General features: G+C 72.9%; 14 protein-coding genes and 1 pseudogene. 11 read left to right on the forward strand and 4 right to left on the reverse strand.

Annotated elements, in window-relative coordinates:
* Window positions 1-76: 76 nt before the first annotated feature.
* Both OG617_RS13875 and OG617_RS13880 read left to right on the forward strand, forming a co-directional pair.
* Window positions 77-589: a hypothetical protein gene (locus tag OG617_RS13875; protein WP_405101914.1), complete on the forward strand. Its 513-nt coding sequence runs from the start codon at window positions 77-79 to the stop codon at window positions 587-589.
* A 55-nt stretch (window positions 590-644) separates the two neighbouring features.
* Window positions 645-2,138, forward strand: coding sequence for a flotillin family protein (locus OG617_RS13880; RefSeq protein WP_405101916.1), 1,494 nt, complete (start codon window positions 645-647; stop codon window positions 2,136-2,138).
* A gap of 58 nt (window positions 2,139-2,196) precedes the next feature.
* Here the strand turns inward: OG617_RS13880 and OG617_RS13885 are convergent, their stop codons facing one another.
* The gene (locus tag OG617_RS13885; protein ID WP_405101918.1) at window positions 2,197-3,660 is read right to left on the reverse strand and encodes a CCA tRNA nucleotidyltransferase; all 1,464 of its coding nucleotides are present in this window, start codon (window positions 3,658-3,660) and stop codon (window positions 2,197-2,199) included.
* Window positions 3,661-3,786: 126 nt separating this feature from the next.
* Between OG617_RS13885 and murJ the strand changes: the two genes are divergently transcribed.
* From murJ to OG617_RS13920, 7 genes are all read left to right on the forward strand, one after another.
* Window positions 3,787-5,532: a murein biosynthesis integral membrane protein MurJ gene (murJ, locus tag OG617_RS13890; protein ID WP_405101920.1), complete on the forward strand. Its 1,746-nt coding sequence runs from the start codon at window positions 3,787-3,789 to the stop codon at window positions 5,530-5,532.
* Window positions 5,533-5,982: 450 nt separating this feature from the next.
* Window positions 5,983-7,587: a protein kinase family protein gene (locus tag OG617_RS13895; RefSeq protein ID WP_405101922.1), complete on the forward strand. Its 1,605-nt coding sequence runs from the start codon at window positions 5,983-5,985 to the stop codon at window positions 7,585-7,587.
* Between the two features lie 43 nt (window positions 7,588-7,630).
* Window positions 7,631-8,410 (forward strand): RNA polymerase sigma factor SigM, encoded by a 780-nt coding sequence (gene sigM, locus OG617_RS13900; protein WP_405103692.1) that lies wholly within the window; start codon window positions 7,631-7,633, stop codon window positions 8,408-8,410.
* Window positions 8,407-9,411, forward strand: coding sequence for a hypothetical protein (locus OG617_RS13905; protein WP_405101924.1), 1,005 nt, complete (start codon window positions 8,407-8,409; stop codon window positions 9,409-9,411). The genes sigM and OG617_RS13905 overlap by 4 nt, the downstream gene beginning before the upstream one ends.
* Before the next feature lie 220 nt (window positions 9,412-9,631).
* Window positions 9,632-10,585, forward strand: coding sequence for a thioredoxin-disulfide reductase (gene trxB / locus OG617_RS13910; protein ID WP_396676677.1), 954 nt, complete (start codon window positions 9,632-9,634; stop codon window positions 10,583-10,585).
* Window positions 10,586-10,659: 74 nt separating this feature from the next.
* Entirely contained in the window at window positions 10,660-10,983 is a 324-nt protein-coding gene (gene trxA, locus OG617_RS13915; RefSeq protein ID WP_405101927.1) for a thioredoxin, read from the forward strand.
* 220 nt (window positions 10,984-11,203) lie between these two features.
* Complete coding sequence (locus tag OG617_RS13920) at window positions 11,204-12,373, forward strand: N-acetylmuramoyl-L-alanine amidase (RefSeq protein WP_405101929.1); 1,170 nt, start codon at window positions 11,204-11,206, stop codon at window positions 12,371-12,373.
* 87 nt (window positions 12,374-12,460) lie between these two features.
* Here OG617_RS13920 and OG617_RS13925 read toward each other — a convergent pair whose 3' ends face one another.
* A complete protein-coding gene (locus OG617_RS13925; RefSeq protein ID WP_405101931.1) occupies window positions 12,461-13,126 on the reverse strand; it encodes a GNAT family N-acetyltransferase in 666 nt (221 codons plus the stop codon).
* A gap of 299 nt (window positions 13,127-13,425) precedes the next feature.
* Here OG617_RS13925 and OG617_RS13930 point away from each other — a divergent pair, with 299 nt between their 5' ends.
* Complete coding sequence (locus tag OG617_RS13930; protein ID WP_405101933.1) at window positions 13,426-14,739, forward strand: PLP-dependent aminotransferase family protein; 1,314 nt, start codon at window positions 13,426-13,428, stop codon at window positions 14,737-14,739.
* Window positions 14,740-14,746: 7 nt separating this feature from the next.
* Window positions 14,747-15,742 (forward strand): D-alanine--D-alanine ligase, encoded by a 996-nt coding sequence (locus OG617_RS13935; protein ID WP_405101935.1) that lies wholly within the window; start codon window positions 14,747-14,749, stop codon window positions 15,740-15,742.
* Window positions 15,743-15,945: 203 nt separating this feature from the next.
* Here OG617_RS13935 and OG617_RS13940 read toward each other — a convergent pair.
* Window positions 15,946-16,540: pseudogene (locus tag OG617_RS13940) on the reverse strand (hypothetical protein); the annotation flags it as partial.
* A 760-nt stretch (window positions 16,541-17,300) separates the two neighbouring features.
* Window positions 17,301-17,495: a hypothetical protein gene (locus tag OG617_RS13945; protein WP_405101937.1), complete on the reverse strand. Its 195-nt coding sequence runs from the start codon at window positions 17,493-17,495 to the stop codon at window positions 17,301-17,303.
* Window positions 17,496-18,833 lie beyond the last annotated feature (1,338 nt).

Below are 18,833 nucleotides of genomic sequence, written 5' to 3' on the forward strand. Positions count from 1 at the left end.
GCCCTGCCCCACCGCCTCCGCCGGGCGTGGGCCAAGGGCCGCGGCGACCTTGCGCGGCAGGGCTACCGTGCAGCTCATGGCCTCGGGGACGCTCATCTTCCTGATCATCGGCGGGGCGGGCGTCGCCGTTCTGGCGCTGGCTCTGCTCGGCGCGGAGTTGTTCCAGCTCGGCCATCCCGGCGTCGACGGGCCGGTGTCCGTCGAGGCGGTAGCCGGTTTCACCGGTGCGTTCGGCTTCGGCGCCGCGATCGTCAACGAGTTGGTCGGCGGGCGTACCCCGGGGATGATCACGGCGGCGGTGGCCGGCGGCGCGGTGGCTGCTGTGCCCACGGCCTGGCTCGCGGTCCGGCTCAGCCGGGCGGCCCGCGCCATGCGGACCGATCCCACTCCCACCCGCAACGACCTGGTCGGCGCGCTCGGCCTGGTGGTGACCCCGGTGCCGGCGGGCGGGTACGGCGAGGTCCGCATCCGCGTCGCCGGCCTGCCGGTGAAGCTCAACGCCCGCGCCGACGAGCCGATCCCGATCGGCGCCCAGGTTTTCGTGGTGGAGGCCCTGAGCGAGACCAGCGTGTACGTCGAGACCTACTGAACCCTGCCGCAGGGATCAACCGAACCCCCCTCACACCCCTCGGAGCGGAAGTCGCATGCCCCTTCTCATCGCCATCGGCGGCGTGGTCCTCCTCGTCGTCTTCCTCCTCCTCTTCGTGCTCTCCCGGATCAAGGTCGCCGGGCCCAACGAGGCGTTCATCGTCACCGGTCGCAAGGGCCGGACCACGCAGAACGCCGACGGTGGCCGGTCCACCGACAACTCCGGGCAGAAGGTCGTCCTCGGCGCGTCGGTCTTCGTCCTGCCGGTGGTGCAGAAGATCCAGTCGCTGGACCTGTCCAGCCGCCGCATCGACGTCGGCATCAAGGGCGCGGTGAGCAAGCAGGGCATCCGGGCCGACCTGCACGGCGTCGCCATCGTCAAGGTGGGCGGCACCGAGGACGCGATCCGCGCCGCCGCCCAGCGCTTCCTGCACCAGCAGGACGAGATCGACAACTTCACCCGCGAGGTGCTGGCCGGCGCGCTGCGCTCGATCGTCGGCCGGCTCACCGTCGAGGAGGTCATCCGGGACCGGGCGGCATTCGCCAGCGCGGTGGCCGAGGAGGCCGAGCACTCGATGACCAACCAGGGCCTGGTGCTGGACACCTTCCAGCTCCAGGACATCGTGGCCGAGGGGTCGTACCTGCAGGACCTGGGGCGCCCGGAGGCGGCCCGGGTGCTCAAGGACGCCTCGATCGCCGAGGCCCGGGCCCGGCAGCAGGCCGAGCAGGAGCGACTGTTGGCCGAGGAGGCCATCGCCGAGGCGAACCGGAACCTGTCGCTGAAGCAGGCCGCCATCCAGGCCGAGATCGACGCCGCGAGGGCGAAGTCGGCGGCGGCCGGCCCGCTCGCCCAGGCCGAGCGGGACCAGGCGATCCTCTCCGAGCAGCAGAAGGTGGCCGAGCGCAACGCCGAGCTGAAGCAGCGCCAGCTCGACACCGAGGTGCGCAAGCCGGCCGACGCCGCCCGGTACAAGGTGGAGCAGGAGGCCGAGGCGGCCCGCAACGCGGCCGTGCTGAACGCCGACGCCCAGCGGCAGGCCACCATCGCCGCCGCGCAGGCCGTCGCCGAGCAGTCCCGGCTCACCGGTGAGGGCGAGCGGGCCCGTCGGGCCGCCCTGGCCGAGGCGAACGCGATCGAGGGCGCCAAGGAGGGCGAGGCCGAGCAGCGCCGGCGATCCGCGATCGCCGAGGCGGTCGAGCGGGAGGGGCAGGCGGAGGCGGCTGCCATCCTGGCCAAGGGTCAGGCCGAGGCCGACGCGATGGCCCGCAAGGCCGAGGCATTCGCCGCGTACGGCGAGGCGGCGGTGCTGGACCTGCTGGTCCGGGTGCTGCCGCAGGTGGTCGCGGCGGCCAGCGCGCCGATCGGCGCGATCGACAAGATGACGGTGATCTCCACCGACGGGGCGTCCTCGCTGACGAAGTCGGTGGCGAGCAACGTGGCGCAGGGGCTCCAGCTCGGCACCGACCTGACCGGCATCGACCTGGCCAGTCTGCTCGGCAAGCTCGGGGCGGCCCAGTCCGGCGGCGGCAAGCCCGCGGTCGACGCCTGAGCTGACGAAAAGGGGCCCCGGCCGACGTCATCCGTCGGCCAGGGCCCCTTTTCCACGCTCAGGTCGGCGTGATGCCCTGTTCTCGGGCCCAGCGCAGCAGCTCCGCCTCGGCCTCGTCGCGGTCCAGCGGGCCGCGCTCCAGGCGCAGCTCCTTCAGGTGCTTCCAGGCTCGGCCGACGACCGGCCCCGGCGGCACGCCGAGCAGCTCCATGATCGCGTTGCCGTCCAGGTCGGGGCGGACCCGGGCCAGGTCCTCCTCGGCCTCGATCCGGGCGATCCGCTCCTCCAGCGCGTCGTAGTCCGCCGCCAGGGCGGCGGCCTTGCGCCGGTTGCGGGTGGTGCAGTCCGAGCGGGTCAGCTTGTGCAGCCGGAGCAGCAGGTCCTCGGCGTCGGTGACGTAGCGGCGCACCGCCGAGTCCGTCCACTCGCCCCGGCCGTACCCGTAGAAGCGCAGGTGCAGGCCGACCAGCTTGACCACCTGCGTGGTGACGTCCTTCGGGTACTTCATGGCCTTCATCCGGGCCTTGGTCAGCCGGGCGCCGACCACCTCGTGGTGGTGGAAGCTGACCCGGCCGTCCGACCCGACCGCCTTGGTGGCCGGCTTGCCGACGTCGTGCATCAGCGCGGCCATCCGCAGGACGAAGTCGCAGCCGTCGGTCTCGTACGACACGGCGTTGCTCACCACGGTGAGGGTGTGCTCGTAGACGTCCTTGTGCTGGGCGTGCTCGTCGATCTCCAGCTTCAGCCCGGTCAGCTCGGGCAGGAAGCAGTCGGCCAGCCCGGTGTCGACCAGCAGCCGCAGCCCGGTGATCGGGTCCGCGCCGCAGAGCAGCTTGGTGAACTCGTCGCGGATCCGCTCGGCGGTGATCCGGTCGAGGTCGGCGGCCATCCGGGCCATCGCGGCGCGCACGTCCGGGTGGACGGTGAAGCGGAGCTGGGCGGCGAACCGGGCCGCCCGCAGCATCCGCAGCGGGTCGTCGCCGAACGACTCGGCGGGGGTGCCGGGGGTGCGGATCACCTTGGCGGCGAGGTCGTCGAGGCCGCCGTGCGGGTCGGTGAACCGGTGCCCGGGCAGGCTGACCGCCATCGCGTTGATCGTGAAGTCGCGGCGCTTCAGGTCGTCGGTGAGGTTGGTGCCGTACTCGACGACGGGGTTCCGGCTGACCTGGTCGTACGCCTCGGCGCGGAAGGTGGTGATCTCCAGCCGCAACCCGTCGCGCTGGCAGCCGATGGTGCCGAACTCGCGGCCGGTCTCCCAGACCGACTCGGCCCAGCCCTTGATGATCCGCAGGGTCTGGTCGGGGTGTGCGTCGGTGCAGAAGTCCAGGTCGTCGCCGAGTCGACCGAGCAGGGCGTCGCGTACCGACCCCCCCACCAGGTGCAGCTCGTGGCCCGCCCTGGCGAACCGGCGGCCCAGCTCGTCGGCGACGGGGGAGACGCGGAGCAGTTCGGCGACGGCGTTGTGCTGCGCGGCGGTGAGCTCGCGGCGGTCAGCGGCGTGGGGAGCGGAGGCTTCGGACATGGGATCGCCAGCCTATCGGGCCGGCGGGGGAACTGATCCGCCGGGCGCGGGTGAGCGGTGGGGTTGACTATGGTCATGGGGTGCGGGCCGGTGCCCGGCTCTGACGTACCCCTTGGAGGCTGGAAGATGAGCGGCGGTCTCTACCGCAGCGCGAACGCCGCGCAGGGCGGCGGACGGCCCCCGGGCGACGACGCCACCTTCATCTCGGCGGAGCCGTTGAACCAGCCCGCCATGGAGTCGACCGCGCCCCCGCAGGAGGTGGTCGCGGAGACGAGCGCCGCGACGAACAGCGCGGTGATGGCGATCGGCAGCCTGGTCAGCCGGGGCACCGGCTTCCTACGCACGCTCGTGCTCACCGCCGCGCTGGGCGGGGCCCTGGTCGGCGACGCCTACACCACGGCGCAGATCTTCCCGGGCATGGTGTACGAATTCCTGCTCGGTGGCATCCTGACCAGCGTGCTGGTCCCGGTGCTGGTGCGCCGGCGCAAGACCGACGACGACCGGGGCCAGGCGTACGCCCAGCGGCTGCTCACCCTGGCGGTGATCGCGCTGGCCGTGGCGGCGGTGCTCGCGGTGGCGCTGGCCCCGGTGCTGACCTGGCTGTACGCCAGCGACCAGCAGACCGACGAGTACCGCGACCTGGTCAACGCGCTGTCCCGGCTGATGCTGCCGATGATCTTCTTTACCGGCCTGAGCGCGCTGATCAGCGCGGTGCTGAACACCCGGGGCCACTTCGCGGCCCCGATGTGGGCCCCCATCCTCAACAACATCGTGGTGATCGCGACCGGCGGGCTCTACATCGCGATCTTCGGAGCGAAGATCGTCGAGCCGGGCGAGATGTCGCTCGGGCGCGTCCTGCTCATCGGTGGGGGGACCCTGCTCGGCGTGGCGATCCAGGCCGCCGGCCTGCTGCCGGCGCTGCGCAAGGTCGGCTTCCGCTGGCGGTTCCGCTTCGACTTCGGCAAGCTCGGCCTCGCCGAGCTGGGCCGGCTCGGTGCCTGGATGTTCTGCTACGTCGCGGTCAGCCAACTCGGCCTGGTCGTGGTGTTCAACCTGCTGAGCCGGGCCAGCGGCGAGAAGGCCGCCGGACCGCTGATCTACAACAACGTCTTCCTGCTGCTGATGATGGCGCACGGGATCATCGCCGTGTCGATCATCACCGCGCTGATGCCCCGGATGAGCGCCGCCGCGGCCGACGGCCGGTACGCCGATCTGGCCGCCGACCTGTCTCGGGGAACCCGGACGGTCACCGCGGTGCTGGCCCCGATCGGGGTCTGCTACGCCGTGCTGGCCACCCCGGTCGCGTTCGCCCTGTTCCAGCACGGTGCGTTCACCGAGCAGAACGCCCGGGACACCGTCCCGGTGCTGGTCGTGGCGGCCGTGGCACTGGTGCCGTTCGCGATCAGCCAGCTGTTCACCTTCGCCTTCTACGCGCTGCCGGACACCCGGACGCCGGCTCTGATCAACATCCCGGTGGTGGGGCTGCGGGTCGCCGTGCAGATCGGCCTCTTCTCGCTCTTCGCGGCGAGCTTCGCCGCCGCCGGGATGATGCTCGGCAACGCCATCTCGTACGCGGCGGCGGCCGTCATCTCGGCGTGGCTGCTACGCAGCCGGGTGGGCCGGCTCGGGATGGGGCAGATCGCCGGCACGTTCGTGCGGGTGGCCGTCGCCGCCGCCGGAGCCACCGTCCTCGGGTTGCTGGTGGTGAAGCTGCTGCCGGGCGACGACGCGCCCACGCTGGTCCAGTCGGCGGTACAGATCGTGGTCGGCGGCGGGGTCATCGGCGGGACGTACCTGGGGCTCGCCATGGTGCTGCGGATCAGGGAGATCACCGAGGTGATCGGGATGGTCCGCAGCCGGCTCGGGCGCTGACCCGGCACCGCGCCGGGAGCCGCTGCGGCCGGGCTGGTACGCAGAGTGACTGGGGATCACCAGGCTGGGGATACACCTGTGGATAACTCAGCGATTCGCGGGTCAGTGACCGCAAGGGCCTGTGGATAACCAGCCGGAAGGTTGAGCATGACGGGCCATTAGGTGGGGAATCCGGGCGGCGGAACCGGCCCGCCACACCGGCACGGCCCCTGCGGCGACTACTTGCGGTCAACCTCTAGATTGGCTAGTACATGTGCCAGCAACGCGGCCGACAACGGCCGTAACCGGACGAGTCCGGCATGTCCCGGCACCTCCGCCGGGTGCGGCGGGAAGATGACATGTCGGGGAGGCGGGCAACCCGGGTAAGGTCGCTCTCGACGGGTACGGCTGAGCCAGGCGTTCCGCGTCGGCACCGTCGGCCGTTCCTCAACAGGCAGAGCGGGAAGCCACATGCCCAGCAGCGCGGGTCCATCGATCGACACGATCACCGAGGGAGGACGGGTGACCCAGGTCGGCGAGGGTCAGGAGGCGGAGGAGAGCGCTCCGCCGGTCATGACCTTCGGTGCTCCCACGGCGGGTGAGATTCTCGCCGAGCGGTACGAGCTGGTCGAGCACATCAACAATGACAGCGCCGGCCGGCTGGTCTGGCGCGGAGTCGACGTCGTGCTGCGCCGTCCCGTCGCGGTCGTGCTGCGCTACCCGGGCGGCGACTCGGCCACCGAGATGCTCCAGGCTGCCGTCGCGGCCAGCCGGGTGATCCACCCGAATCTGGTCGGCGTCTACGACGCCATCGACGAGGCCGAGCGGGCGTACGTGGTCCGCGAGTGGGTGGACGGGCAGTCCCTGCGGGAGATGGTGGCGGACGGCCCCCTCGACCCGGGCCGGGCGACCGCGATCGGCAACGCGGCGGCCAGCGCGCTGGCCGCCGTGCACGCCACCGGCATGGTGCACGGCAACATGCACCCCGGCACCGTGATGATCAGCCAAGAGGGCCGGGTTGTGCTGGCCGACGCCCGCACCGACGGCGCCGACAGCCAGGAGAACGACGTCCGGGCAGTCGGCGGCATCCTCTACTTCGCCCTGACCGGGCACTGGCCGCACGCCGAGGCCCCGTTGCGCGGCGCCACCGCCGGGCACGGCCGGGCCGCCATCCCGGACGCCGTCCGGGATGCCAGCGGGGCGATCGCCGCGCCGCGGCAGGTCCGCGCCGGGGTGCCGGCCTACCTCGACGACCTGACGATGGACCTGCTCGACGCCGGGATCGCCCCGCCCCCGTCGGACGTGCTCGCGGCCGAGCTGGGCCGGCTCGACATTCCGATCGAGGAAGAGCCGTACCTGGAGCCGGCCGGGCCGCTGCGGTTCGCCGCGGAGACCGGCGACGAGCCGTCCCCGCTGGCGTCGGTGGGCGGCCGGAAGGTCGCCATCGGCATCGCCGGCCTGCTGGCGGTCGCACTGGTCGGCCTACTCATCGGGATCAGCGCGCTGGGCGGGGACGACGAGCCCCCGCTGACCGAGCCGGTGGCCCGGCCGTCCAGCAGCGCCCCGGCCAGCGAGGCGGCCCCCGCCGCCGCCACGCGCAAGCTCTCGGTGAGCGACGTGCGCATCATCGACCCGGACAGCAAGCTCCGCGACGAGCTGGGCGGCGCCGAGAGGGTGACCGACGGCGACCAGGACAAGGGCTGGGACACCGACACCTACACCCAGACGAACTTCGGCAACCGCAAGAGCGGCATGGGGGTCTGGATCGACCTCGGCGAGGAGCGCACGGTCAAGTCGGTGCAGGTGAGCCTCTCCGCCACCGGGGCGTCCGCCCAGCTCTTCGCCGGCAAGACCGACCCCCCCTCCACCTCGGCCGGCGACAAGTTGCTGTTCACGAGCTACCGGACGAGCCCGGTCGGGCAGCCGTTCGAGGAGCACGACGGCACCACCATGACCTTCAACGGCTTCGACGCCGACGCGAAGTACCGCTTCCTGCTGTTCTGGCTCACCGCGCTGCCCTCGAACGACCGGGGCTACCAGGTCGGGGTCCAGGAGATCACGGTCCAGGGGTCGTGAGCCGGCGACCGTCGACGGGTCGCCACCCCGGGCGGGCGTGGTGATGGACGGCCACGGCGAGCGGACCACAGACGTACCGGTGGACGGCCAGCGCCGTCCACCGGTCGCCGTTCCGACCGGCTCCGTCCTGGGCAGCGGGCCGAGCGACGTGGAGCTGCTCCGCGCCCACGTCGCCGGCGACCGGTACGCCTTCACCGAGCTCTTCCACCGACACCGGGACCGGCTCTGGGCGGTGGCGCTGCGGACGATCGGCGACCGGGAGGAGGCCGCCGACGCGCTCCAGGACGCGCTGCTCTCCGCCCATCGCGCGGCGGCCCGTTTCCGGGGCGACTCCGCCGTCACCACCTGGCTGCACCGGATCGTGGTGAACGCCTGCCTGGACCGGATCCGCCGCCGGCAGGCGCACCCGACCGTTCCGCTGCCGGACGGGACACACGGCCCCGACGACGGCCCGTCGACCGGCGGGGTGGAGCCGGCCGCCCCCGTCCAGGACCACGACACCGCCCTGGTGGTCCGCCAGGCCCTCGCCGAGCTGCCGGTCGAGCAGCGGTCAGCGCTGGTGCTGGTGGACGTGCAGGGCTACCCCGTGGCCGAGGTGGCCCGGATCCTCGGCGTCGCAGAAGGGACGGTCAAGAGCCGCTGTGCCCGGGGCCGCGCCCGACTCGCCGTGGCCCTCGGCCACCTGCGCACGGGCGTCGTTCCCGGCGGGGCCGTGGCCGGTCCGGACGTGCCCGTCGTCACCCCAGGGAACCCCCGGCAGCCGGGGGGCGTCCGATCTGGGTCGGGGCACTCCCGGCGCAACGCCAACCTGGAGGAATCGTGACGGCCGGGGGGTTCAGGGAGGTCGACCACGACCTGCTCGCCGACTACCTCGGCGGCGCGCTCACCGGCACGCCTGACGAGGCGGTCGTGGCCCGGCTGGTCGAGGAGGACCCGGCCTGGGTCGAGGCCCACGACGCGCTGGTGCCGGCCCTGGCCCGGGTCGGCGAGGACCTCGCGGCCTGGACCGGCCTGGCCCCCGAGATGCCGCTGGCGGTCGCCGACCGGATCGCCGCCGTGCTGGCCGGCGCCGGCCCGGGCACGCCCACCGACTCCTCCGCCGAGCCGGACGCCACGGACCGGCCCGACCCCTACCGCGCGACCGGTGTGCCGCCCGCGCTGGTGCCGACCCAGCCGTCGGGCGGGTCACGCCGGCCGGCCGGCGGGTCCGGGCCGACGACCGGGCGTACCGGCACCGCCGGTCCCGGCCGGCGCGGACGACGCTGGGCCCGGATCGCCGGGCCGGTGGCGCTGGCCACGGCGTCGGTGTTCGCCGTCGGGCTGGGGCTCCACCGGTTCGTTGCCGAGACCACGCAGTCCGACAGCGGTTCGACCACCACGGTGAGCGAACCCGCCGGGGCGGTGAGGGGCGCGCAAGGCTCGTTCCGCGCGGCCGGCACGCCGCAGCACAGCGGCACCGACTGGACGCCGGAGGCGCTGGCCGCCAGGGCCTCCGCCGTGCCGCCGACCGGGCCGGCCAAGACGTTGGGGCAGGGATCGGCAGAACCGCCGGCCGTCGAGGGGGAACGCCTCCCGGCGATCGGCGGCCTCTCCCGGCTCACCACGCCGGGTGCCCTGAACTCCTGCCTCGCGGCGGTCAGCACCGAGCACGGGGCCGGTCCGCTAATCGTTGACCTGGTCGACTACGCCCGGTTCCGGGGCGACCCGGCGCTGGTTGTGCGCTTCGTCGACCCGTCCGGGGCGCACTGGGCGTGGGTCAGCGGCCCGGAGTGCGGCGTACCCGGATCCGGGGCCGACACCCGCTACCGGGCGCGGGTAGGGTGAGGTCGCGGTTCGCCGGTCGGGGTGACCGGCCGGGCCCGGGCAAGGCGGAATCGGCGATGACGTCCTTCCACGTGACCTGACCCACCGGACGACCGGCTCGGGAATCCCCACTTCGTACGATGACGTTCTGCAAGTCAGGAGTCGGCGTCCGCGTGGCGGCGGCACTCAGACCGGCATCGGTGCGCACGCCGATGGCGACCACACACATCGGGAGACGGCAGTGGACGAGGTCCGCAACCTGATCATCATCGGCTCCGGGCCGGCCGGCTACACGGCGGCGGTCTATGCCGCGCGCGCCAACCTCAAGCCCCTGATCATCGAGGGCGTGCAGTCCGGTGGCGCACTGATGACGACGACCGAGGTGGAGAACTTCCCCGGGTTCGCCGACGGCATCCTCGGCCCCGAGCTGATGGACAACATGCGCAAGCAGGCCGAGCGGTTCGGCGCCGAGTTCCTCACCGACGACGTGACCCGGGTCGAGCTGAAGGACACCGGCAGCGTCGGCTCCGACGTGGTGAGCACCGTGTGGGTCGGCGAGACCGCGTACCGGGCCAAGGCGATCATCCTCTCCACCGGTTCGGCCTGGCGTCCCCTGGGTGTGCCCGGTGAGCAGGAATACCTCGGCCACGGCGTCTCGTCCTGTGCCACCTGTGACGGCTTCTTCTTCCGCAACCAGCACATCGTGGTCGTCGGCGGCGGTGACTCGGCGATGGAGGAGGCCAGCTTCCTCACCCGGTTCGCCGAGTCGGTCACCATCATCCACCGGCGCGACTCGTTCCGGGCCAGCAAGATCATGGCCGATCGGGCGCTAAGCAACGACAAGATCAAGACCGAGTGGAACTCGGTGGTCGAGGAGGTCCTCGGCGCCGACGGCAAGGTCACCGGCGTACGGGTCCGCAACGTGCACAGCGGGGAGAGCAAGGTTCTCGACGTCACCGGCGTCTTCGTGGCGATCGGTCACGACCCGCGCAGCGAACTGTTCCGCGACCAGGTCGAGCTGGACGACGAGGGCTACGTGAAGGTGCAGGCCCCGAGCACCCGGACCAGCATCCCGGGCGTGTTCGCGGCCGGTGACGTGGTCGACCACACCTACCGGCAGGCGATCACCGCCGCCGGCACGGGCTGCGCCGCCGCCCTGGACGCCGAGCGCTTCATCGCCACGATCCAGCCCTGAGCCCGGCAGCAGCAGCGACGCCGCCACACGGCGTGGCACCGAACGACGATTGAGTTTTCTGGAGGAGAGTCATAGTGGGAGCGACAAAGGCGGTCACCGACGCGAGCTTCGCCGTCGACGTGCTGAAGTCCGACAAGCCGGTGCTCGTCGACTTCTGGGCCGAGTGGTGCGCGCCGTGCCGCAAGGTTTCGCCGCTGCTGGAGGAGATCGCCGGCGAGATGGGCGACCAGGTCAGCATCGTGAAGCTCAACATCGACGAGAACCCGGAGACGGCCCGCGCCTACCGGGTGATGTCCGTGCCGACCCTGACCGTCTTCAAGGACGGCGAGCCGGTCCGGTCCATCGCCGGCGCCAAGCCGAAGGGCGAGCTGGTCAAGCTGATCCAGTCCGTGCTCTGACCGACGCGACCCGGAACCCCCGCACCCCTCCCGGGTGCGGGGGTTCCGGGTTTCCGACCCTTGACCTGGGCGGACACCGCACCTCGGCGGGCCGGACCGCATAGCCTCAACCGGGGGGCGTCCGGTGGTCGGCCACGCCGCGCCCCGTCGCCGTCCGGGTCGCGGCCCACCTCCGGCGTCGCGGGACAACCGGCCGGCAACCGTGCGAAGGGGGTCGAGCGTGCGTCCGATCCGACCCGGTGACCGGGGACCGGCGGTGACCGAGATCCGCGGCGTGCTGACCGGCCTCGACCTGCTCCCCTCGGCGCCCACGGGCGACGACGACGAGTTCGACGCCGCGACCGAGCGCGCGGTCCGGGCGTTCCAGCAGTCCCGAGGGCTCAGCGTGGACGGGCGGGTCGGCGCGGAGACGTGGTGCGCCCTGGACGCCGCCCGCTGGCGGCTCGGCGCGCGGACCCTGTACCACGCGGTGCCGGAGCCACTGATCGGCGAGGACGTCCGGTCGCTGCAGGAACGCCTGCTGGAGATGGGGTACGACGTGGGTCGTGCCGATGCCATCTACGGCGTACGCACCTCCCGGGCGGTGGCCCAGTTCCAGCGGGAGATGGGGCTCAAGCCCGACGGCTCCTGCGGCCCGTACACGATGGGGGCGCTGCGTCGCCTGGGGCGCAAGGTGGTGGGCGGCCGGCCGCAGTGGCTACGCGAGTCCGACGCGATCCGGCAGGCCGGCCCGGCCCTGGTCGGCCGGACCGTGGTCATCGACCCGGGGCACGGCGGCACCGATCCGGGGGTGGTGGTGCCGGACGGGCCGATGCGGTGGACCGAGTCCGACCTGGTGCACGACCTGGCCAGCAGGCTGGAGGGGCGGTTCGCCGCTTCCGGGGTACGGGTGCAGCTGACCCGGGGGCCTGCGCCGGGGAGCTGCCTGCCGGACGTGGAGCGGGCGCAGCTGGCCAACTCTTTGGGCGCGGACGTGTTCATCTCGCTGCACACCGACGGGCACGCCAATCCGGAGGCCGAGGGCGTGGCCACCTACCACTACGGGACCGACAACGGGGTCACCTCGGCCACCGGTGAGCGGCTGGCCGGGTTGGTCCAGCGGGAGATCGTGGCCCGGACGGGGCTACGGGACTGCCGGACCCACGCCAAGACGTGGGACCTGCTCCGGCTGACCCGGATGCCGGCGGTACGGGTGGAGGTGGGCTACCTGACCTCCCCGGCGGACCGTGGGCTGCTGGTCGACCCGCGCTTCCGGGACCGGATCGTCGAGGCGATCGTGGCCGCCGTCCAGCGGATGTACTTCCCGGTCGAGCGGGACGTGCCCACCGGCTCGATCGACGTCAGCGAGTTGCGTGCGGCGGTCGCGGCGGGCCGGGTGGCGACCGCCTGAGCCCGGCCGGCCCGAGCCCTCGAACGGGGCCGGCCGGGCCACAGACGTCCGCGCCGCGCGGCCGTGGCAGTGCAGTGGCAGTGGGGGTCAGCCGCCGGTGGAACGGGTGGCCGGGGCGGGCCGGACCGGCCGGAGCAGGGTCTCCGGGCTCATCGAGCCGAGCAGCTTCTCGAGGGCGTACTCGACGTCGGACTTCCAGCTCAGCGCGGTACGCAGTTCCAACCGCAGCCGGGGATAGCGCGGGTGCGGGCGGACCGTCTTGAAGCCCACTGAGAGGAAGTAGTCGGCGGGGGCGACGCAGCTGCCGGGCGGGTCGCCGTCGTCGCCGAACTTCGCGTCGCCGAACGCCTCGATCGCCTTGATCCCCCGCTTGGTAAGGTCCCGGGCCACGCCCTGCACGAGCATCCGGCCGAGCCCGCCACCGGCGAAGGGGGCGACCACGTGCGCGGTCATCAGCAGCGCCGCGTCGGCGGAGACAGGCGAGGTGGGGAACGCCATCGCGCGGGGCACGTACGCCGGCGGTGCGTACATGACGAAGCCGGCGGGCATGCCGTCGACATACGCGAGCTTGCCGCAGGAGCCCCACTCCAGGAGTGTCTGGGAGACCCATGCCTCCTTCTCCAGCCCCGGGTCGCCAGCCGCGCAGGCCCGGTCGGCGGACACCGGATCAAGCTCCCAGTAGACGCACTGCCGGCAGGGGCGGGGCAGGTCTTCGAGGGTGTCGAGGGTCAAGCTCACCAGACGTCGCGACATTGGCGCATCCCCACAATAGGCTCGGAGGCGAGACCGGCGCGCAACGCCGCCGCCTCGGGCCCCCGACGAGCGATCGTACGCCGACTGGCGAGGCTACGGGAGGGGACGCGCGAATGCACCCGGGGTACCCCGCCGTCCGGGTCCACGTCCGGGATGTGGACTCCGGGGTCACGTCGTAGCCCAGGTCGTCGCCGACCGGACTACCATCGGGGCATCTGCGTCCCGTGCCGCCATGGTCTGCGGCGTCCCGGGTACCCCGGGCAGGCGGGAGCCGCCCGACACGCGATCGAGGTGATGTCATGACCGGCACGACGCTCGACGACTACACCGACCGGTACGCCCGGCGCGTCCGGGGTATGACCGCCTCGGAGATCCGCGCGCTGTTCGCGGTGGCCAGCCGGCCGGAGGTTGTCTCCCTCGCCGGAGGCGCACCCTACATCGCCGCCCTGCCGCTGGACGCCGTGGGCGAGATGCTCGGCCGGCTCGGCTCCGAGCACGGGGCCACCACCCTTCAGTACGGCATCGGCCAGGGCACCCCGGAGCTGCGCGAGCGGATCTGCGAGGTGATGGCCCTCTCCGGCATCGACGCGGCCTGCGGGGCGTCGCCGGAGGACGTGGTGGTCACCGTCGGCGGCCAGCAGGCGCTCGATCTGGTGGCCCGGCTCTTCCTCGACCCGGGTGACGTGGTGCTCGCCGAGGGGCCGACCTACGTCGGCGCGCTCGGGGTGTTCCAGGCCGCCCAGGCCCAGGTGGTGCATGTGCCGATGGACGACGACGGGCTGATCCCGGAGGCACTGGAGGCTGCCGTCGCGGAGCTGGCCCGGGCCGGACGGCGGGTGAAGTTCCTGTACACGATCCCGACGTACCAGAACCCGACGGGCGTGACGCTCAGCGAGGAACGACGCGAACGGGTGCTCGACATCTGCGAACGCGCCGGCCTGCTGGTGGTCGAGGACGACCCGTACGGTCAGCTCGGTTTCGAGGGTGACGCCCCGCGCCCGCTGCGGGCCCGCCGCCGCGACGGGGTGTTCTACCTGAGCACCTTCTCCAAGACCTTCGCCCCCGGGTTGCGGGTGGGCTGGATCCTGGCCCCGCACGCGGTGCGCGACAAACTGGTGATCGCCAGCGAGGCGCAGATCCTCTGCCCCAGCGGGTACGCCCAGGCCGCCGTCTCGACCTACCTGGGCACGATGCCGTGGCGGGAGCAGCTCAAGGTCTACCGGGAGGTCTACCGGGAGCGCCGGGACGCGATGCTGACAGCCCTGGACGACCTGATGCCCGCCGGCACCACCTGGACCAACCCCGCCGGCGGCCTGTTCGTCTGGGCGACGCTGCCCGACGGCCTGGACTCGAAGGCGATGATGCCGCGGGCCATCGCGGCGCGGGTGGCGTACGTGCCCGGCACCGGCTTCTACGCCGACGGCACCGGCACCGGCAACATGCGGCTGAACTTCTCCTTCCCGTCACCCGAACGGATCCGGGAGGGCGTGCGCCGGCTGGCCGGCGTGATGGAGCAGGACATCGCCATGCGCCGGGTGTTCGGCACGGTCAACCGTCCCGAAGTACGGCGCGGGCAGGCCGGCGCGGACACGCCGGGACCCGACTTGGCATGATTCCGGCATGGCTTCGACCCCTGCCGAGCGCATCACCGTGACCGACCCCGCCGCCACCGAGCTGCACGTGCTGGTGCTCGCCGGCGGGCTCTCCTACGAGCGGGACGTCTCGCTCCGGTCCGGCCGCCGGGTGCTCGACGCGCTCCGGGCCGTCGGGGTGGAGGCGGAGCTGCGGGACGCCGACATCGCCCTGCTGCCGGCGCTGGTCGCCGACCCGCCCGACGCCGTGGTGATCGCCCTGCACGGCGCCACCGGCGAGGACGGCTCGCTGCGCGGCGTGCTCGACCTCTGCGACGTCCCGTACGTCGGCTGCGACGCCCGCGCGTCCCGGCTGGCGTGGGACAAGCCGTCGGCCAAGGCTGTGCTCCGGGAGGCCCGCATCCCCACCCCCGACTGGGTAGCGCTGCCGCACGACCGATTCTCCGAGCTGGGCGCGGTGGCGGTGCTGGACCGGATCGTCGACCGGCTGGGCCTGCCGTTGATGGTGAAGCCGGCGCAGGGCGGTTCCGGGCTGGGCGCCGCCGTGGTCCGGGAGGCGGCGTCGCTGCCGGCCGCGATGGTCGGCTGTTTCGCGTACGACTCGACGGCGCTCGTCGAGCGATACGTCCCCGGCATGGACGTGGCCGTCTCGGTGGTCGACCTCGGGGAGGGGCCGCGGGCGCTGCCCGCTGTGGAGATCGTGCCCCGCAACGGCGTGTACGACTATGCGGCCCGGTACACCGCCGGCCGGACCACCTGGCACGCGCCGGCCCGGCTGGATCCGGAGGTGGCGGACACGGTGGCCGAGGTGGCCGTGGCCGCACACACCGCGCTCGGGCTGCGCGACCTCTCCCGGGTCGACCTAATCGTGGACGCGGACGGCCGGCCGCACGTGCTGGAGGTCAACGTCTCGCCGGGGATGACGGAGACGTCGCTGCTGCCGCTCGCGGTGCAGGCCGCCGGTCTGGACTTCGGCCGGCTGCTCGGTTCGCTGGTGACCCGGGCCGTAGCCCGTCCCGTCTGAATCTTCCCGCGGGTCTGACCCTTCCCGCGCGTCGGTCCGCGGCGCGTGGGGTCAGCGGCGTCCCGGCTGGCCCGTCGGCTCATCGGTCGGCTGGGCTGCGGCGTCCTCCCCGCCGACTGGTTCCGGGATCTCCTCGGCCGCTTCGATCACCCCGATGGCGTCGTCCTCCTCCTGGACGGAGGCGGAGGCGGACGACTGCGCGGCGATGCTCGACGGCGCCTGCCAACGGATGCGGGGCGGCTCGGCCAGCGGACGGCCGCCGAACTCGGCCAGCCAGGCCGCCACCAGGGCCAGGTTCTCCCGCCACTGCTCCTCGGAGATGGGCGGAAGGATCGAGTCCCACAGCGACAGGAACGTGCCTCGGAGCTGGAGTCGCCCGTAGGGCCGGGCCAGGAACCACAGGTGCAGGTGGGACGACCCGTCACCCCAGCGGTTGACGTGGACCCGCGCGACGCCGTCGAGGGAGCGGATGGCCCGTTCCAGCCGGACCGTCATCACGCCCAGTTCGGCGGCGAGAAGGTTGGGCAGGTCGCCGAGGTCGAGGTGGGAACGGGACTCCAGGATCAGCACCATCGGCAGCCCGGTCGGCCGGTCCATGGCGCGAACCCGCCAGCGCTCGCCGACCCAGATGTACGCGTCGTCCGGCGCGCTGCACGCCGTGCATTCCCGAGCTCCCTCGCCCTTGCGCGAGGGCTCCACCGCGACCGGGTCGTCGAGGTGCTTGACCTGAAGGTCGCCCTCGAAGGGGAAAGAGGGCCAGGAGGTGAAATCGGGGACTGAGGGAGGGGTGTCGTGCACGACGCTGACCCTAACCGAGCGAGCCACGACTGTCCCTACCTGATTCGCCCACCCTCGGGTACGCCGGGCCGGCCGCAGCCGCCCGCTCCGCTCCGGGTCAGGCCCGCTCCGGCTCGACCACGCATCGATTGTCCACACGTTATCCACAGGCCTCTGGGGTCATCACCACCCCACGTCATCCACAGGCTGGCACCGCGTTTCACGCGGGGTTTCACGTGAAACGGGGGGTGCCTGTGGAAAACCGCTGTGGATAACTTTGGCGGCTCGGCTGCGAAGTTGTGCACAGCCCTCTGGTTCCGTCGTACCTAACGACCCGGAGGGCGATGGGTCGCTGGCCCGACCGCCGGAATGTGAGCGCTTCGAGGCCCCGGCAGGGGCGGGCGCGGGGCGAACCGAGGGGCGCGTTTCGCGCCGTCGCGGTCCTGCACGCTGCCGGGCGAACCTCGGCGGGCGAAGTCCTGCGGTTGCCCGCGACCAACGCGGGAGCAAGCCGCCGCGACGCTACCTCGGGACCGGTCGCCCCTCCGTCCTCGCCGGCCATGGGCGCCTCCCACCGTGATCCGCTTCGTCCCGGACCGCTGACTGTTCTGGGCTGTCGTCGGGGTCGACACCGCCCCCTCCTCGCCGACGCAGGACCAGCTCCGGCAGATGCTCCAGACGCTCTCCGAACGCGAGGCGGGCGTGGTCCGGCTCCGCTTCGACCTGACCGACGGCCAGCCGCGCACCCTGGACGAGTCGGCCAGGCCTCCCGACTCGCCGGCTACTCCGCCGGGGGACCAGGTCGGCGGTGGGGAGTGGCAGGGCCGATCAGGATGCCGCCACCTCGCCTCCGGCGGCGGACAGAGTCCGGCACCGCAGCGGGTACGGCCGCGAACAGCTCGCGCAGCACGCCGGTGGTGGCCAGCAGGCCGAGGGTGGTCATCGCCCCGGCGCGAGCGGGCCCGGGAAACGGCACCGCCCGGTGCACCCGTCCGGCCCCAGGGGCCGGACCGGCTGGACACCGCCCTCCACACGCCGCGCCGGGCGTGCCGATGCATCCCGCCCGCCCTGCTCCCCACCCATCGGCCCCGTTGGTTCCACGTGAAACCGACGGCGGCAATCCAGCCTCCCGGGCCTAACTCGGGCCCTCGGCTCTGGTTCCCGATCTCCGCTCCGGCACTGGTGCCCGGCCCAGTTCCCTGACTCAGCTCCTCGGCTCAGCTCCTCGGCCCAGCTCCTCGGCCCAGCTCCTCGGCCCAGCTCCTCGGCGCTGCCCTCGCCCGGGCCGCGCTGCTGCTGCTGATCCCGCTCCTCGGCAAACGCACGCGCCCGGTCTCGCCCCTTCGGCCTATCCGGCCCCGAACCACGGCGGCGCGGGCCCCGCTCGCCTCCAGTCGCTCCGCCGAGCGGGCCTGGCCACACAGCACCACCGCACCACCGTCGACCGATGTGGCTCGCCGGTCGCCGGCCCGCCACGGATCGCAAGGCAGGACTGGCTGTTTCACGTGGAACCAGCACCCGCCTCGCGGGTGTCGCTCCGTCCCGCAGGCGAACCTGCGGAGGCAGCGCCGATGCCGTTCCGTCCACGGCGAGGCGGCTCGCCGTGGACGGAACGGCATCGAACGGGCGTTGCGGGGGCGGGTACCGCCACACCCGCCTGTGTCCTTCGGCCCGCACGCCGGTGGCACCGGAGCCACGACTGTGGGGCGTTGGCGGCGCGGCATGCAGGCCGCGCTTGGAGAGGGCCACCATGGCGGCGTGGCCGCAGGCCCTCGGCGGCTGGGCTTCCCTGGGCCGGGCACCTGACGGCGGTCGCCTGGCGGTCGCCTGCCGGTGCCGAAGGCCGACGTTTCACGTGGAACGCCGCCCCGGTGCTGCCGGGCACGCACGACTGGTTCCGAGCCGACGCGCCGCTACTGCCCCTACTCTCAGGGCGCCTCCTGCCGGCCCTGGGGCTCGTGATCGAGCCAAGCCACCCCTGGAGCCGCGTCACACCGGCCATGCCCGCAGAAGTACGCACAGCGGGCTGCTCGGCCATCCGCGTTCGAGATCCCGCGTCGCCGGTTCACCGGCCCATCAGGTCCCGCCATCGCGAGGCTCAGCCGCGCGACACACGCACCGGTTTCTCCCCACATTTCCACGAGCTCGCCCCGGTCGGTGCCGAGCACTCCTGGCGGGGACAGGACTTCGAGTCGACCGGCAGCCGCCGCGGCAAGCCTGTTCGTACCCGGCCTGCTTCGGTGGTTTGCGGGGCCTGGGGTTGCGGCCGGCATCTCCCGTTCCGGCGGAAGGGCCGGAAGACGGTCCGGCCGCG

The sequence above is a fragment of the Micromonospora sp. NBC_01412 genome, assembly GCF_045040215.1.
Taxonomy (GTDB): Bacteria; Actinomycetota; Actinomycetes; order Mycobacteriales; family Micromonosporaceae; genus Micromonospora; species Micromonospora rubida.

What these genes read in the sequence shown, in the direction of transcription:
- OG617_RS13925 (WP_405101931.1), bottom strand. Translation starts at nt 13,126, where the DNA reads ATGTCGCGACGTCTGGTGAGCTTGACCCTCGACACCCTCGAAGACCTG.
- OG617_RS13935 (WP_405101935.1), top strand. Translation starts at nt 14,747, where the DNA reads ATGGCTTCGACCCCTGCCGAGCGCATCACCGTGACCGACCCCGCCGCC.
- murJ (WP_405101920.1), top strand. Translation starts at nt 3,787, where the DNA reads ATGAGCGGCGGTCTCTACCGCAGCGCGAACGCCGCGCAGGGCGGCGGA.
- OG617_RS13875 (WP_405101914.1), top strand. Translation starts at nt 77, where the DNA reads ATGGCCTCGGGGACGCTCATCTTCCTGATCATCGGCGGGGCGGGCGTC.
- OG617_RS13885 (WP_405101918.1), bottom strand. Translation starts at nt 3,660, where the DNA reads ATGTCCGAAGCCTCCGCTCCCCACGCCGCTGACCGCCGCGAGCTCACC.
- OG617_RS13880 (WP_405101916.1), top strand. Translation starts at nt 645, where the DNA reads ATGCCCCTTCTCATCGCCATCGGCGGCGTGGTCCTCCTCGTCGTCTTC.
- OG617_RS13895 (WP_405101922.1), top strand. Translation starts at nt 5,983, where the DNA reads ATGCCCAGCAGCGCGGGTCCATCGATCGACACGATCACCGAGGGAGGA.
- sigM (WP_405103692.1), top strand. Translation starts at nt 7,631, where the DNA reads ATGGACGGCCACGGCGAGCGGACCACAGACGTACCGGTGGACGGCCAG.
- OG617_RS13930 (WP_405101933.1), top strand. Translation starts at nt 13,426, where the DNA reads ATGACCGGCACGACGCTCGACGACTACACCGACCGGTACGCCCGGCGC.